12 protein-coding genes are annotated in these 12945 nt (G+C 74.3%); 6 read left to right on the plus strand and 6 right to left on the minus strand.

The genetic code is table 11. The annotated features are described in order from the left end of the window. Nucleotides 1-6 precede the first annotated feature (6 nt). Nucleotides 7-528 carry a hypothetical protein gene (locus R2740_RS17830; protein ID WP_371304041.1) on the plus strand — a complete coding sequence of 174 codons (522 nt, stop codon included), beginning with the start codon at nucleotides 7-9 and terminating at the stop codon, nucleotides 526-528. 7 nt (nucleotides 529-535) lie between these two features. Here R2740_RS17830 and R2740_RS17835 read toward each other — a convergent pair whose 3' ends face one another. From R2740_RS17835 to pgm, 3 genes are all read right to left on the minus strand, one after another. Continuing rightward, nucleotides 536-1069: a hypothetical protein gene (locus R2740_RS17835; protein WP_371304042.1), complete on the minus strand. Its 534-nt coding sequence runs from the start codon at nucleotides 1067-1069 to the stop codon at nucleotides 536-538. Beyond that, nucleotides 1066-1386, minus strand: a complete 321-nt coding sequence (locus tag R2740_RS17840) for a DUF4333 domain-containing protein (protein WP_371304043.1) — start codon at nucleotides 1384-1386, stop codon at nucleotides 1066-1068. The genes R2740_RS17835 and R2740_RS17840 overlap by 4 nt, the downstream gene beginning before the upstream one ends. Nucleotides 1387-1554: 168 nt before the next feature. Further along, on the minus strand, nucleotides 1555-3195 hold the full coding sequence (gene pgm / locus R2740_RS17845; RefSeq protein WP_371304044.1) for a phosphoglucomutase (alpha-D-glucose-1,6-bisphosphate-dependent): 1641 nt from the start codon (nucleotides 3193-3195) through the stop codon (nucleotides 1555-1557). Between the two features lie 153 nt (nucleotides 3196-3348). Here pgm and R2740_RS17850 point away from each other — a divergent pair, with 153 nt between their 5' ends. The 4 genes from R2740_RS17850 (at nucleotide 3349) to R2740_RS17865 (ending at nucleotide 8930) form a co-directional block, all read left to right on the plus strand. Next, a complete protein-coding gene (locus tag R2740_RS17850) occupies nucleotides 3349-5547 on the plus strand; it encodes an MMPL family transporter (protein ID WP_371304045.1) in 2199 nt (732 codons plus the stop codon). Between the two features lie 185 nt (nucleotides 5548-5732). Beyond that, a complete protein-coding gene (locus tag R2740_RS17855) occupies nucleotides 5733-7532 on the plus strand; it encodes a hypothetical protein (RefSeq protein ID WP_371304046.1) in 1800 nt (599 codons plus the stop codon). Nucleotides 7533-7574: 42 nt separating this feature from the next. After that, nucleotides 7575-8381, plus strand: coding sequence for a crotonase/enoyl-CoA hydratase family protein (locus R2740_RS17860; RefSeq protein ID WP_371304047.1), 807 nt, complete (start codon nucleotides 7575-7577; stop codon nucleotides 8379-8381). A 42-nt stretch (nucleotides 8382-8423) separates the two neighbouring features. Beyond that, nucleotides 8424-8930, plus strand: a complete 507-nt coding sequence (locus R2740_RS17865) for an NUDIX domain-containing protein (RefSeq protein ID WP_371304048.1) — start codon at nucleotides 8424-8426, stop codon at nucleotides 8928-8930. Here R2740_RS17865 and R2740_RS17870 read toward each other — a convergent pair. Continuing rightward, nucleotides 8921-9877, minus strand: a complete 957-nt coding sequence (locus tag R2740_RS17870; protein ID WP_371304049.1) for an oxidoreductase — start codon at nucleotides 9875-9877, stop codon at nucleotides 8921-8923. The two genes, R2740_RS17865 and R2740_RS17870, sit on opposite strands and share 10 nt — an antisense overlap. Next, nucleotides 9874-10716: a maleylpyruvate isomerase family mycothiol-dependent enzyme gene (locus R2740_RS17875; protein ID WP_371304050.1), complete on the minus strand. Its 843-nt coding sequence runs from the start codon at nucleotides 10714-10716 to the stop codon at nucleotides 9874-9876. The genes R2740_RS17870 and R2740_RS17875 overlap by 4 nt, the downstream gene beginning before the upstream one ends. 300 nt (nucleotides 10717-11016) lie before the next feature. Between R2740_RS17875 and R2740_RS17880 the strand changes: the two genes are divergently transcribed. Beyond that, a complete protein-coding gene (locus R2740_RS17880; RefSeq protein ID WP_371304051.1) occupies nucleotides 11017-12486 on the plus strand; it encodes a DEAD/DEAH box helicase in 1470 nt (489 codons plus the stop codon). Nucleotides 12487-12707: 221 nt separating this feature from the next. Here the strand turns inward: R2740_RS17880 and R2740_RS17885 are convergent, their stop codons facing one another. Further along, nucleotides 12708-12851: a hypothetical protein gene (locus tag R2740_RS17885; protein ID WP_371304052.1), complete on the minus strand. Its 144-nt coding sequence runs from the start codon at nucleotides 12849-12851 to the stop codon at nucleotides 12708-12710. Between the last annotated feature and the right edge of the window lie 94 nt (nucleotides 12852-12945).

A 12945-nucleotide genomic window follows, 5' to 3' on the forward strand; every position in this document is an offset into this window, starting at 1 on the left:
GTGCCGATGACGACCACCCTGCCCGTGCCGATCGAGATGCGGCTGCCCGGACCCCAGTGGCGGCCGGCAGCGCCCGAGCAGCTGGGGGTGACCAACGCCGCGTTCCTCGCCGTCCGGTCCATCGACGACGACTCCGGCTACCACCCGACGATCGTGGTGAGCGGCGGCCTGCGTGACGACGACGCCGACCTGGCCACCATCGGTGACGAGTCGCTGGCCCTGCTGCGCGCCCAGGGCGCGGAGGAGGTCGAGCTGCTGCAGCGGACCCCGGGCGGCGAGGCGGCGCCGAGTCTGAGCCAGCTGATCGGCGCCGTGGCCTCCGTCGAGGGACGGCGCTACGACCTTCGGCAGATCCAGGTGGTCCAGGTGATGCCCGACGTGGACGACCCGGCCAAGCGCGCCGTGGTGCTGTTCACGTTCAGCTGCACCTTCGGGCAGTTCGACACCATCGGGCCGGAGTTCCAGCGGTTCATGGCCTCGGTGCGGCCTGCGGGGGAGGCCGGCGTCGACGAGCCTGCCGAGTCCTGACGCGCCCTCAGGAGAACTTGCCGAGCGCGAACGCCACCAGCAGCACCACCGCCACCACCAGCGCGCCGACGCCGCCCACCAGCGCGAAGGCCAGGCCGGTGCGCTCGGCCGCCCCGCGGCGCTGCCGCAGGTCGAGCCCCTCGGCCGCGGTGGTGATCAGCTCGCGGCCCTCCTCGGAGTCGAAGGCCAGGTCGGCCTGCCGGGTGAGGTGGCCGGCGTCGTCGAGTCCCCACACGCGCTGCCGGCCGAGGGTGATCACCCGGCCCTGCATCCGCTCCGCGCCCAGCGCCAGCGTGGGGACGCCGGCGCTCCACCGGACCTCGCGGCTGTCGTCGGTCACCGAGAACGTGCCGTTGCCCTCGTCGACGTGCACGTGGTGGATGAACGTGCGTGACACGCCGGCCTTGCCGAGCAGCGCGAACCACCGCTGGTCGCCCCAGTCGACGGCCAGGTCGAAGCCGTCGTCGGTCGCCGTCAGGGTGTACGGCGTCCCGTCGACCGCCGCCTCGACCCGGCGGCGCAGCTCGTCGACCGCGGTCACGAGCCGCCTTGGGCGCTGTCGTCGACCTGGATGTCGAACTTCACCGTCTTGCCCTCCACCGAGGTGACCTTCACGGTGAGCCCGAGCGTGTCGCCGCCGGCCTCGAGGGTGCAGCGCATCTCGGTACCGACCTTGCCCTCGAGGTCGCCCGGGCAGGTGATCTTGTCGGGGGCCTGCCCGACCTGCGCCTCGAGCTGGTCGGAGACGGTCTTCTCGACATCCTCCTGAGCCACCGTGGGCGTGCCGATCGAGCACCCCGCGAGCACCAGGGCCGCCAGCGCCGCCCCCATCGTCGTACCGACCGTCCGCCTGCCCATCGCCTTCGCCTCCTGCTTCGGCGCCCGCACCTCGGGCGACCCGTCCCAGCATGGCCTACCCGATGCTGCGCCCTCCGAAACGGGTCCATCGTTTGCTGCGGAAGGCCCGGCGCCACGCCGACCGGAGGGGCCCTTTGCAGCAAACGATCGGGGAGGGGCGTCCGGAGGTCAGCCCAGGGCGGCGGAGACCACGTCACGGGCCTCGGCCTGCACCTGGGCCAGGTGCTCGGGGCCGAGGAACGACTCGGCGTAGATCTTGTAGACGTCCTCGGTGCCGGAGGGGCGGGCGGCGAACCAGGCGTTCTCGGTGGTCACCTTGAGCCCGCCGATCCGGGCGCCGTTGCCGGGCGCCTCGGTGAGCTTGCCGGTGATCGGCTCGCCGGCCAGCTCGGTGGCGGCCACGTCGCTCGGCGAGAGCGCGGCCAGCTTGGCCTTCTGCTCGCGGTCGGCGGGCGCGTCGACCCGGGCGTACGACGGGGCGCCGTAGCGGCCGGCGAGGTAGTCGTAGTGCTGGCTGGGCGTCCGGCCGGTGGCGGCCAGGATCTCCGAGGCGAGCAGCGCCAGCAGGATGCCGTCCTTGTCGGTCGTCCAGACCCGCCCGTCTCGGCGCAGGAACGACGCCCCGGCCGACTCCTCGCCACCGAAGCCGAACGACCCGTCGAGCAGCCCCGGCACGAACCACTTGAAGCCCACCGGCACCTCGACCATCGGCTTGGCGATGCCGCCGGCGACCCGGTCGATCATCGACGACGACACCAGCGTCTTGCCGATCTTCGCCGTCTCGGGCCAGTCGGGGCGCGCCCCGCCGAACAGGTAGGAGATCGCGACCGCGAGGTAGTGGTTGGGGTTCATCAGCCCGCCGTCGGGAGTGACGATGCCGTGCCGGTCGGCGTCGGCGTCGTTGCCGGTCGCGAGGGCGTACTCGTCCTTGCGGCGGATCAGCGAGGCCATCGCCGACGGCGAGGAGCAGTCCATCCGGATCTTCTCGTCCCAGTCGAGCGTCATGAACCGCCAGGTCGGGTCGACGAGCGGGTTGACCACGGTCAGGTCGAGCCCGTGCCGGTCGGCGATCTCGCCCCAGTAGGCCACGCTCGCGCCACCCAGCGGGTCGGCCCCGATCCGGACGCCGGCCTCGCGGACCTGGTCGAGGTCGAGGACGGCGGGGAGGTCGTCGACGTAGGCGCCCAGGAAGTCGTACGACGACACGGCGTGGCGGGCCCGCATGAACGGCACCCGGCGCACGTCGCGGAGGGCGCCCGCGATCAGCTCGTTGGCGCGGGCGGCGATGACCGAGGTGGCGTCGGTGTCGGCCGGGCCACCGTGGGGCGGGTTGTACTTGAAGCCGCCGTCGGCGGGCGGGTTGTGCGACGGCGTGACCACGATGCCGTCGGCCAGCCCCGGACCCGACGTGCGGCCGTCGCTGGCCCGCAGGATCGCGTGCGACACCGCGGGCGTCGGCGTGTAGCCGTCGCGGCTGTCGACGAGCACGGCCACGTCGTTGGCCACCAGCACCTCGATCGCCGACGCCCAGGCGGGCTCGGACAGCCCGTGGGTGTCGCGCCCGATGAACAGCGGGCCGTCGTAGCCCTGCGAGCGCCGGTAGTCGCAGATCGCCTGCGTGGTGGCGAGGATGTGCGTCTCGTTGAAGGAGGTGCGCAGGCTGCTTCCTCGATGGCCGCTGGTGCCGAACGCCACCTGCTGGTCGACGTCCTCCGGGTCGGGTACAGCGGTGTAGTAGGCCGTCACCAGATGGGCGACGTCCACCAGGTCGGAGGGCTGCGCGGGGGTGCCTGCTCGCGACTCGCTCATGAGGTCATCATGCCCCGAGGTCGCGCCTCGGCGCTGCCCTCGTCTCGGGAGTGCCCTCCGGGTGACCCCCAGGGGGCACCCGGGAGAATCTCAGGGTGCTGGGGGGTGGTGGCCCGATGTCGCGCCGACCCGGTCGGCGCGAGGTTGGTGGTCATGACGACCACTCTCGACCCCACCCCGACCCGGCCCGCTCCGCCGGCCCCCGAGCACCGGTCCCGGCTCACCCTCTGGAGCATGCGGCACCGGTGGCTGGTCAGCCTCGCCGGACTGATGATCCTCGTCGGCTCCGGCTGGCTGCTCGCCGGCGGCATCACGACCACCCAGCCCGACGAGCAGCTGGTCGGCGACTCCGCCGAGGCGGCCGCCATCGTCGCCGGCGCCGACTTCGGTGAACGTCCGACCGAGCGGGTCGTCGTCACCAGCAAGGCCGGCCCGCTCTCGCCGTCGGCCGCGTCGGACCTGGCGTCCGAGCTCACCGAGGCGTACGCCGGGGTGCCCGGCGTCGCGTCGGTGGGCCGCCCGATGCCCGCTCCCGACGGTCGCAGCCTGGTGCTCGAGCTCGAGCTCGCCACCGGAGGTGGCGACACCGCGGTCCCGGCGGCCGACGTCGTGGCCGACAGCCTCGACGCCACCGAGGCCTTCGCGGCCGACCACCCCGAGCTCGAGGTCGGCCAGGTGGGTGAGGGGTCGATCGACCGGGAGCTCGACGCCACCATCGGCAAGGACTTCGAGCGGGCGGAGATCTACAGCATCCCGATCACCCTGCTCATCCTGCTGGTCGCCTTCGGCGCCGTGGTCGCGGCCGGTGTCCCGCTGCTGCTGGGGCTCTCGAGCGTCCTGGTCGCCCTGGGCCTGACGGCGGCCGCCTCGCGCGGTCTGCTGCCGGTCGACCCGAGCACCCAGAGCCTGGTGCTGCTGATCGGGCTGGCGGTCGGCGTCGACTACTCGCTGTTCATCATGCGCCGGGTGCAGGAGGAGATCGCCGCGGGTCGCTCCCGGGTCGACGCCGTCGCGATCGCCGGCGCCACGGCCGGCCGGGCGGTGGTCATCTCGGGTCTCACCGTCGTGGTGGCGATGGCCGGGATGCTCGTCGCGGGTGGGCTCTTCACCTCGCTCGCGGTCGGCGCCATGCTCGTCGTCGCGGTGGCCGTCGCCGCCTCGGCGGTGCTGCTGCCCGCGATGCTGGCCCTCCTGGGTCGCGGCGTGGACTGGCTGCGCATCCCGTTCCTGCACCGGCTCTCCCGACGCCGCGGCACCGACCGGTCGCTGTGGGGCCGGCTGGCCGGCCGGGTGTCGCGTCACCCGCTCGCGTGGGGTGGCGTCACGGCGGCCCTGCTGCTGGCGCTGGCGCTGCCCGCGCTCGGCATGAAGACCGAGCTGGGGTCGGTCGACGTACTCCCGGCGGACCTGCAGGTGGTGCGGGCCTACCACCAGCTCGAGCGGGCGGTGCCCACCGACGGCGGGCAGACCGTCGACCTGGTGGTCAGGGCCGATCCGGCCGACGCCGACCGGGTGGCCGCCGCGCTGGAGCGGGCGGTCGGCACCACCGAGCGGGTCGCGCACGTGACCCAGGTCGCGCCCGAGCTGACGACCTCGCTGGACGGGTCGGTGACCGTGCAGACCGTCGCCCTGGACGTCGACCCGTCCGCAGGGGAGTTCGGCGACACCGTCGACGAGCTGCGCGCCCAGGTGGTGCCGGAGGTGGAGGCCGCCCTCGCCGGCGTGCCCTCGGCGGAGGTGCACGTGGGCGGCGGCGCCGAGGCCAGCGACCTGGCCCGGTGGATGGACGCGCGGCTGCCGTGGGTCGTGGGGTTCGTGCTGCTGCTGACCCTGGCGGTGATGCTGCTGTCCTTCGGGTCGCCCTGGCTGGCCGTCGCCACGGTCGCGCTCAACCTGCTGTCCGTCGGGGCGGCGTACGGCGTGCTGACGCTGGTGTTCCAGCACACCTGGGCGGAGGGGCTGCTCGACTTCACCTCCATCGGCGCCGTCGAGGCGTGGCTGCCGCTGCTGATGTTCGTGATCCTGTTCGGCCTGTCGATGGACTATCACGTCTTCGTCACCAGCCGGGTCCGCGAGGCGCGCGACGCCGGGCTTCCCCCGGCCGAGGCGGTCCGCCGCGGCGTCGGTCGCTCGGCGGGCGTGGTGACCGCGGCGGCCGCGGTGATGGTCGGCGTCTTCTCGGTGTTCGGGATGCTCTCGACCCTGGAGATGAAGGAGCTCGGGGTCGGCCTCGCCACCGCCATCCTGCTCGACGCGACGTTGGTCCGCGGCGTCCTGCTGCCGGCGGTGCTGACGCTGCTCGGCGACCGGGCCCACACCGGCCCGGCCTGGGTGCCCCGCTGGCACCACTAGCCCCGTCCGAGGGTTCGCGGCACCCCGTCGACCACCGGTCGGCGGGGCGTCCGCCGTCTCTCCCGAGGGGCTGCCATGATGCTGTCCAGACCGCGCGGGGGGAACCACGGGTCCACCTGCGCGGCCGCTTCCCCTCATGACACCCTGACACCTCAGCTGCTCGGGCAGGCGCGGGGGGAGAGCCGATGAAGCACGCCGAGCGGCGGGCCGTGGACGCGGCCGTCCTCGACCGGGTGGCTCAGCATGCCCGCCTGGCCGTCGAGCCCGGCGCCGGCACCGGACTGGTGGCCGCCCTCGCCGCCCTCTACGGCGCGGTGCTCGAGCCGGCCGACCGGGTCATCGTGCATCCCGACGCGCTCTCGGCGGCCCGCGCCGTCCGCGACGGGCTCGGCGTCGCCGGTCACCCGATCGTGGCCTCCGGGGCCCCGGCAGCCACGCTGCTGGCGGCCGCCACCCGCCGCCACGTCGACCAGCACTTCGGCGCGCGGCCCCCCGCGCGCTTCGTCGGGGTGCTCGGCCGGGCCGACCTCGACGACGACTTCTTCACCCTGCTGGGCCGCCATGTCGAGGAGGGCGCCTCACCGGTGCTGCTGGTTCTCGAGGCTCGCGACGGCGTCCGCTCGCGGCTGGAGCAGGCCGGGTGCCGGGTCAGCGAGGTGCGCTTCGGACCGAGGCTGCTGGCCGCCTTCCTGGACTGTCCCGAGCTCGAGATCTGGTTGCGGCTGCTGCCCCCCGACCGGCTCCGCGAGCTGGAGCGGGGGTTGAGCGCCGACGACGGCGAGCTGAGGCTGGCGCTGCTCGACGGGGCGCCGGTGCCGGTGTGGTCCTACGTCGGGCGGCGGAGCGACGCCGAGCTGGCCGACCTGCTGGGCGACCTCGGCGGCGACGACCAGGACACCCTGCTCGAGGCCTACGCCGAGGCCGCCGGCACCCGCGCGTCGGTGAGCGCCGTGCTCGTGCACCCGGCGCCGCAGCGGCCGATCGAGCTGGAGGAGCGGGCGCCGCTGCCGGCCGACCTGTGGCCCACGCTCGCGGACCGCGCCACCGGACTGGGCCGGCTGCCGCTCGGCCCCGACCCGTGGCGGGCGGTGGTGCCCGCCGCCACCGGCGCCAGCGCCAACCACCCGACCTCGACGCGCGCGGCCTTCCTGCGCAGCCTGCGCGCCCTCGAGCGCGAGTCCGGTCTGTCGGGGCACCTGGTGGTCGCCGACGACGCCGTCGGACCCCGGGTGGCCGCCCTCGAGCAGCTCGGCCTGGCCCGGGAGGTCTCCGGGCAGCCGCTGCTGGCGGTGGGGATCGTCGACAGCCTCGCCTCGGTGGCGGAGGCGAGCCTGGCCGCCGCCTCCGGGTCGCGCTTCGTGCTCGCCGGCGAGGAGTCGGCGATCGAGGTCCCGTCGCTGACGCTGCTGGAGCCGGCGTACGCCGTCGCTGTCGACTGGCTGCTGTGCGCCGCGCTCGAGGAGATCGCGACCGAGGGCCGCGGTGCCGTGCACCTCCGGGTGACCCGCCGGCCGATCGACCAGCGGCCGTTCGCCGAGGCCCGGGAGCGGCTCGGCGACGCGGTGCTGCGCCGGCAGGTGCTCAGCGGCGCCTATCGGCTGGTCGACGGCGGCACCGGTGTCGGTCCGGCGGTGCAGCTCGCCGTCACCGGGCCGACGCTGCCCGACGCGGTGGCCGCGGCGAGCGAGCTCGCCGAGGAGGGCGTGCGCGTGCACCTGATCGACGTGGTGTCGCCGGACCTGGTCTATGGCGCGTGGCAGCGCACCCTGCGCTACGGCATCCGCACCGCCACCACGCCGGCGCTGGCCGGGGTGCTGCGGCAGGCCTTCGAGCCGGGGCTCCCCGTGGTGACCGCCCACGACGTGGCGCCGTACTCCCTGGGCTGGCTGGGCTCCGCCCTCGGCGTCCCCGCCGTCGCCGTGCCCGCGAGCGACCTCGACGCCGGGTCGCTCGTCAACGCCGCCCTGGCCGCGTTGTCGGTGTGAGGGGTTGAACCTCCAACCCCCGCCACCGGCTAGATTCGAGACATGACCAGCGACCCGGGGAGAGTGACGTGCACCGTCCACGACGGGATCGCCCAGGTCCGGCTGTCGCGGCCCGACAAGCTCAACGCGCTGACCCTCGACATCCTCGACCAGCTGGTGGCGACCGCCCACGAGCTGCGTGCCGACAAGACGCTGCGTGCCGTCGTCCTCGCCGGTGAGGGCGATGCCTTCTGTGCGGGGCTCGACTTCGGCACCGTGCTGAAGCAGCCGACCCGGGTGGCGCGGGCGTTCGTCCCCCGACCCTGGCGCGGAACCAACACCTTCCAGGAGGCCTGCTGGGCGTGGCGCCGGGTGCCGGTCCCGGTGATCGCCGCGGTGCACGGGCACTGCCTCGGGGGCGGATTGCAGATCGCGCTGGCCGCCGACTTCCGGTTCGCCACCCCCGACTCGACGTGGTCGGTGCTCGAAGGCAAGTGGGGGATCATCCCCGACATGTCGGGCATCCGCAGCCTGGCCGAGCTGACGTCCATCGACACCGCCAAGCGGCTGACGATGACCGCCGAGATGCTGTCGGGCAAGGAGGCCCACGAGGTCGGGCTGGTCACGACGCTGGACGCCGACCCGGTGGTCGGTGCGACGTCGTTCGCCCAGCAGCTGGCCGACCGGTCGCCGGACGCCCTGGCCGCGGCGAAGCGCCTCTTCAACGACACCTGGACCTCCTCGCCGCGTCGTACCTTCGCCCGCGAGCGTGTCGAGCAGGCGCTGCTGCTCGCCGCCCGCAACACCAAGGTCGCGCGCGAGGCGGCCTTCGCCCGGGTGCGGCCCACCTTCGGCCCCCGCGGGCGCTGACGTCGTACGCCGGCGCGCGCGGGCGCTGGCTACCCTGAGCCGATGCCCACCCCGGACTTCATCCTGAGTCTGCGGGCACGCGTCGGCCACGATCCGCTGTGGCTGTGCGGCGTGACGGCGGTCGTGCTGCGCGAGGGTCGAGCGGGACCCGAGGTCCTGCTCGTGCGCCGTTCCGACACGGGCGAGTGGACGGCCGTCGGCGGCATCGTCGACCCGGGCGAGCACCCGGCGGCGACCGCCGAGCGTGAGGTGCTCGAGGAGACCGGGGTCGTCTGCGAGGTCGAGGGTCTCGCCGCGGTGAGCGTCGGGCCGCCGACCATCTATCCGAACGGCGACCAGGTGCAGTTCCTCACCCACACCCTCCGCTGTCGCCACCTCACGGGTGCGGCACGGGTCGGCGACGACGAGTCGGTCGACGTCGGCTGGTTCCCCGTCGACGGGCTCCCCGAGATGCGGCCGTTCTTCGTCGAGCGGATCAGGCATGCCGTCGAGTTCGACGGCCGCACCCGGCTGCCGCGTGAGGTCGACGTCGACCCGCCTCAGGGGTAGGCGAGCCCGACCGTCTGCTCGCTGAGCTCCCAGAGCCGCCGCTGCGCCTCGGGGTCGTGGGCGGTCGCGGAGGCCTCGACGACGACCGGCGCACCGCTCATCTCACCAGGGCCCGAGGGACCGCAGTAGGTGCCGCCGGGCAGGTCGGCCGTGGCAGCCATCAGCGTGGGCAGCGCCCCGTCGTCGACTGACTGCGACACGGCGCGCACGGCGGCGTCGAGGATGGACGCGACCGGACCGGAGGCTCGGCCGAGCTGGCCGTTGGCCACCAGGTGGCTGCCGGCGAAGCCGGGGTGGGCTGCCAGCGCCCGGACCGGCAGCCCGCCCTCGCGCAGCCGCCGGTCGAGCTCGAAGGTGAACAGCAGGTTGGCCAGCTTGGACTGGCCGTACTCCGGCCAGCGCTGGTAGCGGCCCGCCTGGGTGTGCGGGTCGCCCAGTGGCGCCGAGCGCGCCATCCGGTGCATCTGCGAGGCCACGGTCACCACGCGGGCCTCGCCGCTGGCGGCCAGCTGGGGCAACAGCAGGCCGGTGAGCAGGAACGGTCCGAAGTGGTTGGTCGCCAGCTGCAGCTCGAGGCCGTCGGCCGTGCGGTGGTAGGCCGGCGCCATCACCCCCGCGTTGTTGACCAGCAGGTGCAGCGGCCCCAATCGGGCCGCCTCGGCGGCCGCCTGCCGCACCGACGTGAGGTCGGACAGGTCGACCAGCAGCGGGACCGGCTCGGCGTCGGGCACCTGGTCGACCAGTGCGGCCGCGGCTGCCTCGAGCTTGGTCGCCGACCGTCCGGCGAGCACGACCCGCGCGCGGTGCCGGGCCAGCTCGATGGCGGCGGCCAGGCCGATCCCGCCCACGCTCGGGCCGGTGACCACGGCGGTCCGACCCGACAGGTCCGGGATGTCCGAGACGGACCAGGTGGCCTCGGTCGAGCGGCCCAGCAGACCGAACGTCACGGGGTCACCGCCAGCGCCTCCAGCAGCCGGGCACCCAGGTCGGCGTCGCCGGTCAGCCGGATCGCCTCCGGCGGGGGAGTACGCCGGCCGCCCGCGAGCAGCACGAAGGTCTCCCGGTCGGTCTCGACGGTCACGGTGGGCTCGGCCGGCGCGTCGGCCGCCAACGCGCCACGACCGTCGTCGTTGACGACCGCGACCACCGGCTCGCTCCCGTCGACGCGGAACACCGCCGAGGTCCCGGGAGCCGCGCCGAGGCGCTTGGCCAGGACATAGGGCATCGACTCCAGCAGGTAGTCGGCGGTGTGCCGCGCGGCCGCACTGTCGAGGTTGCCCGGGCGGCCGGTGGCCCGGCGTACGTCCTGCTCGTGCATCCAGACGTCGAGCGGCCGGTTGCGCAGCAGGGTGCGCCACGTCCAGCCGATGCCGCCGAAGATCAGCTCGGGCTTCGCGGCGCCGTCGGTCGGCGGGTCGTCGAGCAGCGCGGTCCGCCGGGTGGTGGCGCTCTCGCGGATCTCGTTGATCAGCTCGTCGGGGGTGCGGTGCCGCCGGGCCACGACGCCCTGCTCGGTGTAGGCCTGCATCAGGCTCGTCACGTGGTCGGGCTGCTCGATCTCGACCGTCTCCTCCGGATGTCCGGCCAGGATCGCCTCCAGGTGGGCGGTGTGCGCCGCCACCGCGTGCACGTCCCAGCCGGGGAGGTCGGTGGCGGTGCCCCAGTCGGCCTCGTCGAGGGCCTCGAGCAGGTGGGTGAAGTCGTCGATCGCGCGCCACCAGATGTCGACGTAGCCGGCGAGCTCCTCGCGGTCGTCGGTGGCCGGGTGGTCCGCAGCGTCGCTCATGCTCGTGAGCCTAGGACACGCCCGCGAACGCCCCGCGCGCGTGACCGGGCTCTCAGCGTCGGCGATTGGGTCGGGCCCGTCGTGACGCCGTACCCTGGTGGGAGCCGGCGGCGCCTCGCAGCGCCGCTCTTCTTATCAAGCCGGTGTGGCGCGCACGCACGATCGCGCGGCCGAGACCGGTGGCCCCCGCCGCTGCGAGGGCAGAGACCGTGTCTGGCAAGGCTCACCGGACCCGCGCCGCGGGTCCGCGCGCAGATGCACCCGACCGCCTTCCGGCACCCACAGCAAGGACTGCGACGCATGAGCGCGCCCACGATCGAGCCCACCCACGAGACCCCCTCGGCCAGCGAGGACACCGAGGTCTCCGTCTTCGACTCCCTCCCCGCCGCCCTCCGCACGGCCCTGGCCGAGCAGGGCATCACCGACCCGACGCCGGTCCAGTCGGCCGTCATCCCCGACGCCGCCGCCGGCCACGACGTGCTCGGCCGGGCGCAGACCGGCTCGGGCAAGACGCTCGCGTTCGGGCTGCCGGTGCTCGCGCGGCTGGCGCAGGGCAGCACCCGCCCGTGCCACCCGCGCGCCGTGGTGATCGTCCCGACCCGTGAGCTGGCCACCCAGGTCGACCGCTCGCTGCGTCCGCTCGCCAACGCGATCGGGCTGTCCACGGTCACCGTCTACGGCGGCACGCCGTACGACGCCCAGACCCGCCGCCTTCGTCGTCGCGCCGACATCGTGGTGGCCACCCCTGGTCGGCTCGACGACCTGTTCGAGCAGGGCTACGTCTTCTTCGACGACGTCGAGGTCACCGTGCTCGACGAGGCCGACCACCTGTGCGACCTGGGCTTCTACCCCGCCGTGGACCGGCTGGTCGGGCTCACCCCGGCCGGCAGCCAGCGGCTGCTGCTGTCGGCCACCCTCGACGGTGACGTCGACGCCCTGGTGCGCACCCACCTGCGCGACCCGAGGCGGCACGAGGTCGACCCCAACGCCGGTGCCGTGACGACCATGTCCCACCACACGCTGGTGGTCGGCGGCTACCGCGAGAAGCTCGACGCGGCGGCCGACCTGGTCCGCGCCAACGGGCGGACCATCGTCTTCACGCGCACCCGCGACGCGGCCGTCAACCTGGCCGCCGAGCTGGGCGAGCGCGGCGTCACCGCCGTCGACCTGCATGGCGACCTGAGCCAGCGGGTCCGCGAGCGCAACCTCGCGAAGTTCACCAGCGGAGACGCCTCCGCCGTGGTCGCCACCGATGTCGCCGCCCGGGGGATCCACGTCGACCACGTCGACCTGGTCGTGCACTTCGACGCGGCCAACGACCCCAAGACCTACCTGCACCGCTCCGGCCGCACCGCCCGCGCCGGGCGCGACGGCACCGTCGTCACGCTGACGACCGTGCGGCACTCCGGCGCGGTGTCCCGGCTCCACCAGGGCGCCGGCGTCGAGGTCCTCCACCACGACGTCCGCTCCGCTCCGCGGCCGATGACCGCGGAGGCGCTGGTCGCCACCGGCTCGTCGACCCCGCCCCGTGCCCCCCGCTCCGAGGGCGCCCCCCACCGGGGCCAGGGCCCGCGGCGTGGTGGCCGGCCGGCTGAGCGTCGGTCCGGCGGCCCGGGGCGTGGCCAGCAGGCGCGCGGCGGCAAGCCCGGCACGTCGTACGGCACGTCGTACGGCAAGGGGGCCGGCAAGGCCTACGGCAAGGGAGCCGGCAAGCCCTACGGCAAGCAGGGTGGCCGCAAGCCCAGCGCCGGCGCGGGCTCCCGCGGCTGAGCCATCGGACGTCATCCGGATCGGTCGCGCGGGCGCTCGGTGGGGATGACGTCCTCCGACCGCGCCCGGAAGAGACGTCTACTGGTGCGTACGAAGCGCCAGCTGCGTCGTACGCACCAGTAGACATCCACCCGCGGCGCCACCCACGGCATCGACGGCGCCACCACGGCGCGGGTGGGGAGGCGAGCGGTCAGGGCGTCAGCGGCGGGCGTGGTGACCCATCATCGAGCCGACGACGAGCAGCAGTCCGCTTCCGGCCAGGATCCACGCCACCGGCCCTCGTCGAGGAAGCTGGTGCCGACATTGACGACGTCGAGGCCGAAGAGCAGACCGAGCATCAGCAGGACGATTCCTGTGGTGCGCATGTGCACACTGTGCACCATCGACATGAGGAGCGGCTGAGAGCGCCGGTCCGGCGCGCTCCGCGGTGGCCGGGTGCGGGCGTGCCGTGAGATGACT

This window comes from Nocardioides sp., from assembly GCF_041393715.1.
Taxonomy (GTDB): Bacteria; Actinomycetota; Actinomycetes; order Propionibacteriales; family Nocardioidaceae; genus Nocardioides.

Bases quoted from the DNA above. Each gene is read 5' to 3' on its own strand.
- R2740_RS17885 (WP_371304052.1), bottom strand. From the start codon at position 12,851: ATGCGCACCACAGGAATCGTCCTGCTGATGCTCGGTCTGCTCTTCGGC.
- R2740_RS17850 (WP_371304045.1), top strand. From the start codon at position 3,349: ATGACGACCACTCTCGACCCCACCCCGACCCGGCCCGCTCCGCCGGCC.
- R2740_RS17865 (WP_371304048.1), top strand. From the start codon at position 8,424: ATGCCCACCCCGGACTTCATCCTGAGTCTGCGGGCACGCGTCGGCCAC.
- R2740_RS17830 (WP_371304041.1), top strand. From the start codon at position 7: ATGACGACCACCCTGCCCGTGCCGATCGAGATGCGGCTGCCCGGACCC.
- R2740_RS17860 (WP_371304047.1), top strand. From the start codon at position 7,575: ATGACCAGCGACCCGGGGAGAGTGACGTGCACCGTCCACGACGGGATC.
- pgm (WP_371304044.1), bottom strand. From the start codon at position 3,195: ATGAGCGAGTCGCGAGCAGGCACCCCCGCGCAGCCCTCCGACCTGGTG.
- R2740_RS17840 (WP_371304043.1), bottom strand. From the start codon at position 1,386: ATGGGCAGGCGGACGGTCGGTACGACGATGGGGGCGGCGCTGGCGGCC.
- R2740_RS17855 (WP_371304046.1), top strand. From the start codon at position 5,733: ATGAAGCACGCCGAGCGGCGGGCCGTGGACGCGGCCGTCCTCGACCGG.
- R2740_RS17880 (WP_371304051.1), top strand. From the start codon at position 11,017: ATGAGCGCGCCCACGATCGAGCCCACCCACGAGACCCCCTCGGCCAGC.
- R2740_RS17875 (WP_371304050.1), bottom strand. From the start codon at position 10,716: ATGAGCGACGCTGCGGACCACCCGGCCACCGACGACCGCGAGGAGCTC.